Origin of the sequence: Allorhodopirellula solitaria, assembly GCF_007859855.1 — a bacterium.
Taxonomy (GTDB): domain Bacteria; phylum Planctomycetota; class Planctomycetia; order Pirellulales; family Pirellulaceae; genus Rhodopirellula; species Rhodopirellula solitaria.
Window position 1 is genome coordinate 1 of record NZ_SJPK01000030.1, and the last position, 8,942, is coordinate 8,942.

The following is an 8,942-nucleotide window of genomic DNA, read 5'->3' on the forward strand; positions in this document are numbered from 1 at the left end:
CGTCTCATTTCCCGCGTCCGACGTCGTTGCCAAAGAACCAAACGCAAGGCAAAACCAGGGACAATGGAGTTGCTCGCCAACCCAGACCTCCTCGAGTATTGCTTAACTTGATGCCTATGAGGTGGCGTTGCGATGACCGACGGCTATTCTCTTCAACGCCTTCGGCGTAGGGAAACTTGCGGGGCTCAACGGCTCGTCGGCTCGTCGTCTCGTCGTCTCGTCCACGACAGAATAGCTTTCGCTAAATTCGCCACTGATTGATCACGCGTTGCTGACGCATTGGATCGGCACAGGCGTTCCGAGAATCTCGAATGCAGGATCCTTGAGTTCCTTTCAAAATCGCTGTGTCATTTCAACCGTTGAGCAAGACTTGGCCGACGACGCCGAGTAAGAATCCGAGGACGGCGCCAATCGCTGGTGCCCGCTGGTTCTCGACCTTGGCCTGCGGCGCCAAATCTTGGAACGTCAAATACAGAATTCCGCTGGCGGCAAAAAGCATGATGAAGCCGACAACACTCGGGTAAGCCGAGAGATGTTCGTAGCCAATCCATCCCGCCAGCGGACCGAGCGGGACGCAGGCTGCTAGCAATAGGACCAGTTTCTTGCCGCCGATATCACCGGTCGCATTGAGTTCGCGGTACGCATTGAACCCCTCGGGCAAGTTTTGTAGCGCGATCAGGACCGCCAGCAACGCACCCGTCTTCTCCCCGTGCGCAAAAGCTGCTCCCAGCGCGATCGCCTCGGGAACGAAGTCGGACAGCATCGCTACCAACTGAGCGATCGAGCTCTTCGACCGCGCCAGCAGCGTTTCCAGGCCCCAAAACACGACCGCGCCGGCGACGAACGCGGTCACGATCCAGCCCAGCGATAGCTCCTTCACACCATCTGGCACCAACACCAAGGCAACCGCTGAGATCAACACGCCACCGCCGAACGCGATCACGCTGTGGCGAAACTCCTCTTCGAGCCACGCCGGCGAGATCTTCTCGACCATCGCGATCGCACCGCCGATCGGAATCGCCGCTCCCGCCATCGTCGTCAGCAGTAACACCTGTACCAGTTCGTCCACAACGTATCCTCCGACCATTTTTCGTTAGGCGAATCGTTCGCTGCTGCCCATCCAACGCAGGCAATCAGCACGCCGTGCATGGGCAACCGAGCCATCAACGCCAAAAACCGAATCGCTAAAATACCGATCCTTGTCGAGTACCATCTCAAAATTCGCTGGAAATACAATAACCAGCAACGCGGGGAGGAAAACGGTCCAGGAATTCACCTGGTCGCACTGGGATTGATTTCCACGGTGGCCGTTTGGGTTGTCGACCCGCTCGATCGCCTTGGAAGAGAATGTCATTCGCCGACATACTACACCTTGACGTGCAGATTCAAACAGATAGCATAACTGGGACAAACGATGTTCGCCGACACCTCCAGCTTCTTAGTCGCCATCCGCCTTCACACCGAGACGCCCGACAGCTTCGCCGCGCCCGCGGAAGATCTGACGACGCGCTACGGGGCAGCAACGCGAGCGAGCACTCGTTTAGCGATTCAACGCGTATTGATCGCACCCCACTACCAATCATTGGGAATCCAATCGTGACCACTCTCGACTGCACTCAACCCGTCGGCGACTTTGTTCGCCAAAAACCAAATCGCGCCCGCGTTTTCGAATCGCTCCAAATCGACTATTGCTGCGGCGGCAAGGTTCCGTTGGTGAAAGCTTGCGAAAAGAATGGCCTCGATGCCGCCAATGTCATCGAACAGATCCAAGCTTGCGACGCTGTGGCAGACAACTGCGACCTCACCGACGCTGATTCAATGACGCTCACCGAACTGGCTGATCACATCGAAGCGACTCATCACGCCTACCTCCGCGAAGAATTGCCGCGACTCGATTTCATGACTGAAAAGGTGTCGCGGGTCCATGGCGAGAAGGACGCCCGGCTTTTCAAGATGCGAGCAGCGTTTGTGGCCCTAAAAGACGAACTGGAACCGCACATGATGAAAGAGGAAAACGTTTTGTTTCCGATCGTGCGTCAGCTCGAAGCGTCCGCTGATCGTCCTGAATTGCACTGCGACAGCGTCGCCAACCCGATTCGCCAAATGGAACACGAGCACGAACGGGCTGGCGACGCGTTGGCCGTTTTGAACGAAGCCACCGATGGCTACACACCGCCGGAATGGGCCTGCAACACCTACCGAGCGATGCTTGATTCACTGGCCAAACTGGAAGCCGACATGCACCAACACGTTCACAAGGAGAACAACGTGCTGTTCGTCAAAGCCCTTCAACACGAGTAGCCTGCTCCGGTGGTGTTCGCTTGCGCTCAAACCACCGGCTATTCTCTAAAACGCCTTCGGCGTAGAAGAACTTGGGTTCATCCGACGGAAGCGTGCGCAGAGCACAGCGGGAGTTTTTTTGAGGCATGGCTCTCGTATCCAATGATCGTTCAAAAATGCGTCCCTGACGAACAAACGCTCGCCAGGGACCGACAACACCATTGGCGTACCGCTTTTGCAGGGAAACGCTGGCGACCGAGATATCCCTTGCCAAGCCAGCACCTCTGCAGAGCTCGGCTCCGTTTCTCCCGGCAGTGCCAGTCTAACATTGATAATCACATCCCTCAAATAAATCCTTGGATACGGGAGCCATGCCTTGAAAACCTCGGGCGCACGATTCAGTCGGATCAGCCATAACTTGTGGGTAATCAACAACTCATTACCTCACCCTATACGACATATGTTACTGCCGCGTTCCTCACCAAGAGATGCTTCGATGGTTGAACCCGCCCATGGAGCCAAACGCGTTCTCTATTGGATCTTGTCTGGATTCTTCTTCATGCTCGCAATGGTAGGTGTCGTCTTGCCCGGCCTTCCGACGACGCCGTTTTTACTACTGATGTGCTATTTCTTGCTACGAGTCTCTCCAACGCTACACGCCAAAGCAATGACTTGGCCTGTTGTCGGCGGTCCACTCCGGGATTGGCAAGATCAAGGCGGCGTCCGGCCCAACGTGAAATGCTTGGCCTACGCGATGGTAACGATTCTGGTCGGATCGACGCTAATCTTCAGCAGCTTACCCATCGTCGTCAAAACGCTGATCCTGGCCGCCGCGATCTACGGGATCTCCGTGGTCGCTCGGTTGCCAGTCGCCCGGAGCGACCAAGCGGCGCGTGACGATAGAACCAGCACGGAACACGCACCGCTAGCAGACTGAGCGATGAACTGCCCGGCACTGGACACCGTGTCCAACGTCAAAGCGGTTGGCTCGGCATCCGCTGACGGTAGCCGTGATAGCATCGCCATGATAGCTCGACGAAATTCGTGCAGGAACATACGACGGTGTCGAGGCACGATGACGGATCGCGATGAATTCGGGAATCGAGTATCCGGCGTGCCCGCGCGCGATTTCCGCGAGTTAGTTCTTCTCAACGACGCTGTCGACCTTGTCCTGCATGGATTGCTCGCGATCCGTGCGAGTCCCCGCCTTGATACTGGTGGTGATCCGCAGCGCGCCCATTTCATGAACACGCTCGTGGCAACGCTTGATCGCGGCAAAGACTTCGTCCCAGTCACCCTCGACATTCGTGCCGTAGGCGTGAATCTGGTGATTCAATCCTGCTTCCTGCAATACGTTTTGGCACTCAGCAACGTATTTGCCAACGGAGACACCGACTCCCATCGGGACGACACATAAATCGACAATGACTTTCATCTCAGCAGATCCCCTCGTTTCTCGGCCAGGTATGGACTCCTACACCCAAGTTTACGCTCTCGTGACGAAGAATCCAGTGGCTCTGCTCAGTCAACCATCCCCCCTGACGATGACTCGGTGAACTTCGCCAAATCGATCGGTTTCGAACTCACCTTCCCCCCGCGAACGATGCTTCGTTGCTCGATTGGAAAACTGCCAAGGGAGGAGCGAACCAAATGGATCGGGGCAAGGGTGAAAGCGAGGAATCGTTGCGGGAAGTGACGCGCGGATAGACACGGATTGTCGTAGCTGCGATCATCGCGCGGTGAATCCGCAATTGATCCCTAAGAACCCGCAGCAACAGACCGGTCGACCCATGCAAGCGCCGCATCGAGACGCCGATATGACAGCACAGGTCGAAGCGATCGTGCGTCAACGAATGGATGGACAAGCCGCCGGTCATGGGATGGATCATGTGCTGCGGGTGCTGGCGTCCGCTCGAGCGATTCGCGCAGAAACCGGTGGTGAGTTGGAGATCATCGAGTTGGCGGCTCTGCTGCATGACGTTGGCGATGCGAAGTTCCATCACGGCTTGGAGCGAAGTGCCGAGTTTGCTCGTGAGATTCTCAGCGGTCTGGGTGCCGGTGATGGAGTGATCGAGCAAGTCGCTCACATCGTCGACAACATTTCGTTTCGCAAAGGCGTCGACGCGAGCGAGTTGTCGCTCGAAGGCAAAATTGTCCAGGACGCGGATCGGCTCGACGCACTCGGTGCGATCGGAATTGTGCGGACGATCGAATACGGAGCGGCGCCCCCGCCAGGCGTTCCTGTGCAGCCGTTCTACGTGTCCGATGCCGGCGACACGAAGACAGGGCCGGTGAAGACGGGCGTGGGGCACTTTCACGAAAAACTGTTCAAGTTGAAAGATCTGCTGAACACCGACGCAGCTCGGCAGATGGCGGCAGAACGAGAGTCGTTCATGCGTAGGTTCCTGGATCAGTTCATGCGTGAGAGCGGCGCAGACAGCTCCTCGTCGAACGCTCGAACTGGCACCCTGAAGTCGCAGCCGAACCAATAGATCGCCGAGGGCTTCGCGAGCCGATGGCTCGTCGGGCAGCGTGGAAGTCGCACGGTAGTGGACGACGCGAGGAGTCCATCACACCTACCGCCAAACGATGCACGAAGTGCATGAGACGGAATAAAATCGAGGATGGACTCGTCGCCTCCTGTCCTTTACCCAGAAGTTTTCCTACGCCGGAGGCGTTGAAGAAAATAGCCGGTGGTTTGAGCGCAAGCGAACACCACCGGAAACTTCGCGAAACGCGCGTGCCAACCCCGAATGGGGTTGCAGATCGTCCACGACGAGGTCTGCGACCCACTTCGGGGTCGACGCTCCACTACCAATGAACAACCGTAGGTGGCGCTGCGCTGAACTACGGCTATTTTCTATCATCCCTGATGGGATACTTGTGGGTAATCAACAGCTTGTCGCCTCGTCCACTACGGGGACCTCGAGAAGCCTATGATCCTACCAGAACAGGTTCAGTCAAGAATGGAGAACGCGGGATGAGAAAGTTGAAACGAGGTGTCACGCCAGGGCCGTTCATCGAATCGGTGATACTCGACCGCAGTCGCATCGGCGATCCGTCTCACTATGCGTTCAACCTGCCATCGCTCAAAACGTTCTCGAACCTTGACCTGCATCCGAAGGTCACGTTCTTTGTGGGTGAGAACGGTTCGGGCAAATCGACGATGCTCGAAGCGATCGCGATTGCCAACGGCCTCAACGCCGAAGGCGGCAGCCGCAACATGATGTTTGCGACCCGCGAAAGCCATTCGGAGCTGCACAAGGCACTGAAACTGCGGCGTTATCACGCCCTGGTTCCCGACGCGTGGTTTGTGCGTGCCGAGAGCCTATTTAACGTCGCGACGGAAATCGAAAACCTCGGCGTCGGCAACAGCTATGGCGACAAATCACTGCACGAGCAATCGCACGGCGAAGCGTTCATGACGCTGGTCGAAAACCGCTTCGGCCAAGGATTGTACTTCCTCGATGAGCCGGAAGCCGCGCTGTCACCGCAGCGGCAACTGGAGTTCCTAATCTTGCTCGATAGCATCGTCGGCCAAGAATCACAGTTGGTCATTGCGACCCACTCGCCGATCATCATGAGCTACCCCGACTCACAGATCTATTCATTCGGAGAGTCGGGTATTCAACCGACCGCCTACCAGGACACCGAACACTACCGGGTGACCAAGTCGTTCTTGGACAATCCCCAGCGGATGCTATCGCATCTCTTGAGCGACGACTGACCCGAAGTTTTCTCAAGGATCGCGGCTACGTGCGAGCGTTCCTATGACGCCGATGGATGACTGAGCAGGTGCCTGAATCGCCAAACCGACAGATCAATCGCAGAGCCCCACTCTCCCACCCACTCACCACCATCTCTGCGCGCTCTGCGCCTCTGCGTTTCAACCCCACCCCGGAAAGACGGAGAGTAGACCCGCAATCGATCTTCGATCAAGAGCGTCCCAACTGCACGAGCACCGACTGAGTAATACCATCGCTGTAAGCGTTGAGCTTCCAGTGCCCCGGGGACCAGCCCGAGAGAAAGCGGCAGAAGTCGGCCCAAGCAAAGAGATACAGTTCCAACCATTCGTTCTGGAGTGCGGCGAAATCAATCGCGATGCCGCGAGCAGAAAGGGCTTCCTCGAGTCGGCCAAAGTAGAACCCCAGCAACGAGTCTTGGCGTGATGCCGCCTCCTGTTCGCTCAAACAGCTGCTGATGAAGTAAGCGACATCCTTCATCCCGCAGCCGCGGCCGACGTATTGAAAATCAACCGCAGCGACCCGGTCCCGATCTCGATCCGAAAAGCAGAAATTGGCGACCTTCGCATCACCGTGAACCAAGGTTTGATACTTCGCCGCGTTCAAGCGGCTGTCGATCGCGTGAGCCGATTGCTTTAAAGGCCCTGCCCGCATCGAGGCCAGTTCATCGGGCCGAGTCTCGAGATGCCAGTAGGTACCGATCGGCCACAACCCAGTCGCTGAAGTCCCCATGAAGGTCGCGTGGAAGTTCGCCAGCCAACTCAAACAAGCGTGGATGGACTGCTCATCGACGTGATCCTTCCTACGATCGAAGCCCTGCGCGTCGAGATCATCGAGCACGATGATCCAGCCCCCAGCATTCTCCTTCTCATGAGCTGCGATCAACCCAGGGACGAGGCAGGATGCGTCGCACTGCTGAGAAAACGTCTCGTAGAACGCTTTTTCGACTTGGTAAGACCGAACTTTGCGTAAATGCGAAACGTCGCCGCCCCATCCCCTGCGGTTGCAGCGGACACGAGAGATGTCGATGTGCTTGATGACAACCGGCATCCGTTCGACTCCAGCGGCCGATGGCGGCCGCCGCAAGGTCGCACGTTGGATGACGCCATAGCCACTCCAAAGACCCTGGATCTCTTCACCAAGCTCCACGGACGATGCACCAGTGATTCGACAGATGGTTTCGGACAGCGTGTCCACGATGGCAACTCGCAAAACAGAGATCGGAATCCCGAGATTTTCACACACAGCCCCAGCATTGGCAAAGGGGCCAACACTGGGCTGTTCAAGAGTCACGATGCGAGAGGTTCTTCACCCGCCCTCGACCAAGGAGACTGCAGAATTAGCCGGTGTTCCGGTTTTCTCCGCCGCAGTACAAGCCCGAAGCGCTAGACGCAGACCCGATCAGCGTCCGATCGGGGCGCGACTTCGTTTGCAAGACACTTCACTTTCGACGCGATGCATTTCGCTTCTCGGCATCGGCCAGTCGATCGGCAATTTCAGCGACAATGCGATCCCGTTTTTTCGACGACAAGGACTTTTCAGGGTATGCCACTTCGTCAGCAGGTTTGTTTTTCCGATTGTTGAACCAGCGAATGAGTTCGAGTTTCGTACGTGGTTTTGAGAAATTGAGCGGCGCGAGAACCCCCGTTTCTTGGCTGATAACCAAGGCCCAAGCTTCACCCGTTTTATCGAGAGCATCGTAGGACTTCTTTTCGACCAGATCGAACCGGACAAGTCTGAGATAGAGCGACTTCGCCGACCTGGCAACGACCAGCGCCCCATCGACATCAACGATGACGGGATACTTGGGGCTTCGAAAAAAGTAGGATAGTTTGCAAAAATCGTTCACAGTGCATTCCTTGTACGTGCTGGGGTGCAGATCAGGTGCGGGAAAAACCACCGGCGCCAACCCAATCAGCCATCCGGCGCTAGCCTCTGCGTTCCCACGCCAAACGCGAAGCGTTCTTGGTAACCCGACGCGTCAGCGAGGCGACGAACCCCTGCGTCCCAAGGACTCGTCACCTCCTGTCCTTTACCCACAATTTTTCCTACGCCGACGGCGTTGAAGAAAATAGCCGGTGGTCGAGCGCAAGCGAATACCACCGGAAACGCCGCGAAACACGCGTGCCAACCCCGAATGGGGTTGAAGTTCATTCACGACGAGGTCTGCGACCCACTTCGGGGTCGACGCTCCATCTTCAACGAACAACCGCAGGTGGCGCTGCGCTGACCTACGGCTATTTTCTATCATCCCTTTCGGGATACTTGTGGGTAATCAACAGCTCGTCGCCTCGTCCACTACCAATTCGCCGCTTATGGATCACGCGACATGACGCAACGCCTAGCAAAAATGCTTCACTGCGTTGGCAAACGGAGCCAAGGCAAACGCCATTGGGCACGAGCCTCGGCGCTCCCACGCCAAATTCAAAGCGTAAAACGTTCGAACAACCGGCGATCGCCGCACACCGCATACTTTAGACGGCAAAGCCGCCTTGGAAACCCACCGCATCCGCGAGCCCACCCGCTCGCCACGCGAACCTAGCGATTCCCCATACGGCCACGCAGTGAAGCATTCTCTTGAGCCGTTTTGGCGTTAGCCACGGTTCTCGGTTCTTGATTGTGATTACCGGGGCGATCGCCCAAACGGATCGCTATCCTCGGCCTCGACGGATCGTTCGCTCGCTCGTTCGTTCGCTCGTTCGATCCGAGCATCGATCACTTTAAGCATCGATCACTTCGTCCGACATTTCGCAAACGCGTTCGGAATGCCAGTGTCTCAGGCGGATGACCATCGCCCGCATCGACTCATAGATCAAAAACCGAACAGAGAATGGCTCGTTAGCACGGATCAATCCATTTTCCATGTCCATCGCGAGAGTCTCGGGTAGAAACACTTTAGTCGCGATCACTCATCCCGCC

11 protein-coding genes are annotated in these 8,942 nt (G+C 56.7%); 5 read left to right on the top strand and 6 right to left on the bottom strand.

Annotated elements, in window-relative coordinates; translation table 11 throughout:
* Window positions 1–352 precede the first annotated feature (352 nt).
* Together CA85_RS23490 and CA85_RS23495 are read right to left on the bottom strand one after the other, a co-directional pair.
* Window positions 353–1,069: a ZIP family metal transporter gene (locus CA85_RS23490; protein WP_146393963.1), complete on the bottom strand. Its 717-nt coding sequence runs from the start codon at window positions 1,067–1,069 to the stop codon at window positions 353–355.
* A gap of 24 nt (window positions 1,070–1,093) precedes the next feature.
* Window positions 1,094–1,354, bottom strand: a complete 261-nt coding sequence (locus CA85_RS23495; RefSeq protein WP_146393965.1) for a hypothetical protein — start codon at window positions 1,352–1,354, stop codon at window positions 1,094–1,096.
* 60 nt (window positions 1,355–1,414) lie between these two features.
* On the opposite strand from CA85_RS23495, the gene CA85_RS23500 reads away from it, so the two are divergent.
* From CA85_RS23500 to CA85_RS23510, 3 genes are all read left to right on the top strand, one after another.
* Complete coding sequence (locus CA85_RS23500; RefSeq protein ID WP_146393967.1) at window positions 1,415–1,600, top strand: hypothetical protein; 186 nt, start codon at window positions 1,415–1,417, stop codon at window positions 1,598–1,600.
* On the top strand, window positions 1,597–2,301 hold the full coding sequence (gene ric, locus CA85_RS23505; RefSeq protein ID WP_146393969.1) for an iron-sulfur cluster repair di-iron protein: 705 nt from the start codon (window positions 1,597–1,599) through the stop codon (window positions 2,299–2,301). Before CA85_RS23500 ends, ric begins: the two co-directional genes overlap by 4 nt.
* A 475-nt stretch (window positions 2,302–2,776) precedes the next feature.
* The gene (locus tag CA85_RS23510; protein WP_146393971.1) at window positions 2,777–3,217 is read left to right on the top strand and encodes a YbaN family protein; all 441 of its coding nucleotides are present in this window, start codon (window positions 2,777–2,779) and stop codon (window positions 3,215–3,217) included.
* A 201-nt stretch (window positions 3,218–3,418) separates the two neighbouring features.
* Here the strand turns inward: CA85_RS23510 and CA85_RS23515 are convergent, their stop codons facing one another.
* Window positions 3,419–3,715, bottom strand: coding sequence for an MTH1187 family thiamine-binding protein (locus tag CA85_RS23515; RefSeq protein ID WP_146393973.1), 297 nt, complete (start codon window positions 3,713–3,715; stop codon window positions 3,419–3,421).
* A gap of 382 nt (window positions 3,716–4,097) precedes the next feature.
* Here CA85_RS23515 and CA85_RS23520 point away from each other — a divergent pair, with 382 nt between their 5' ends.
* Both CA85_RS23520 and CA85_RS23525 read left to right on the top strand, forming a co-directional pair.
* Window positions 4,098–4,772 carry an HD domain-containing protein gene (locus tag CA85_RS23520; protein ID WP_146394001.1) on the top strand — a complete coding sequence of 225 codons (675 nt, stop codon included), beginning with the start codon at window positions 4,098–4,100 and terminating at the stop codon, window positions 4,770–4,772.
* 488 nt (window positions 4,773–5,260) lie between these two features.
* Window positions 5,261–6,007, top strand: coding sequence for an AAA family ATPase (locus tag CA85_RS23525; RefSeq protein WP_146393975.1), 747 nt, complete (start codon window positions 5,261–5,263; stop codon window positions 6,005–6,007).
* 208 nt (window positions 6,008–6,215) lie between these two features.
* Here CA85_RS23525 and CA85_RS23530 read toward each other — a convergent pair whose 3' ends face one another.
* The 3 genes from CA85_RS23530 to CA85_RS23540 form a co-directional block, all read right to left on the bottom strand.
* On the bottom strand, window positions 6,216–7,316 hold the full coding sequence (locus CA85_RS23530) for a phosphotransferase (RefSeq protein ID WP_222435523.1): 1,101 nt from the start codon (window positions 7,314–7,316) through the stop codon (window positions 6,216–6,218).
* A gap of 148 nt (window positions 7,317–7,464) precedes the next feature.
* Window positions 7,465–7,872, bottom strand: a complete 408-nt coding sequence (locus CA85_RS23535) for a hypothetical protein (RefSeq protein ID WP_146393977.1) — start codon at window positions 7,870–7,872, stop codon at window positions 7,465–7,467.
* A gap of 871 nt (window positions 7,873–8,743) precedes the next feature.
* On the bottom strand, window positions 8,744–8,932 hold the full coding sequence (locus tag CA85_RS23540; protein WP_146393979.1) for a hypothetical protein: 189 nt from the start codon (window positions 8,930–8,932) through the stop codon (window positions 8,744–8,746).
* Between the last annotated feature and the right edge of the window lie 10 nt (window positions 8,933–8,942).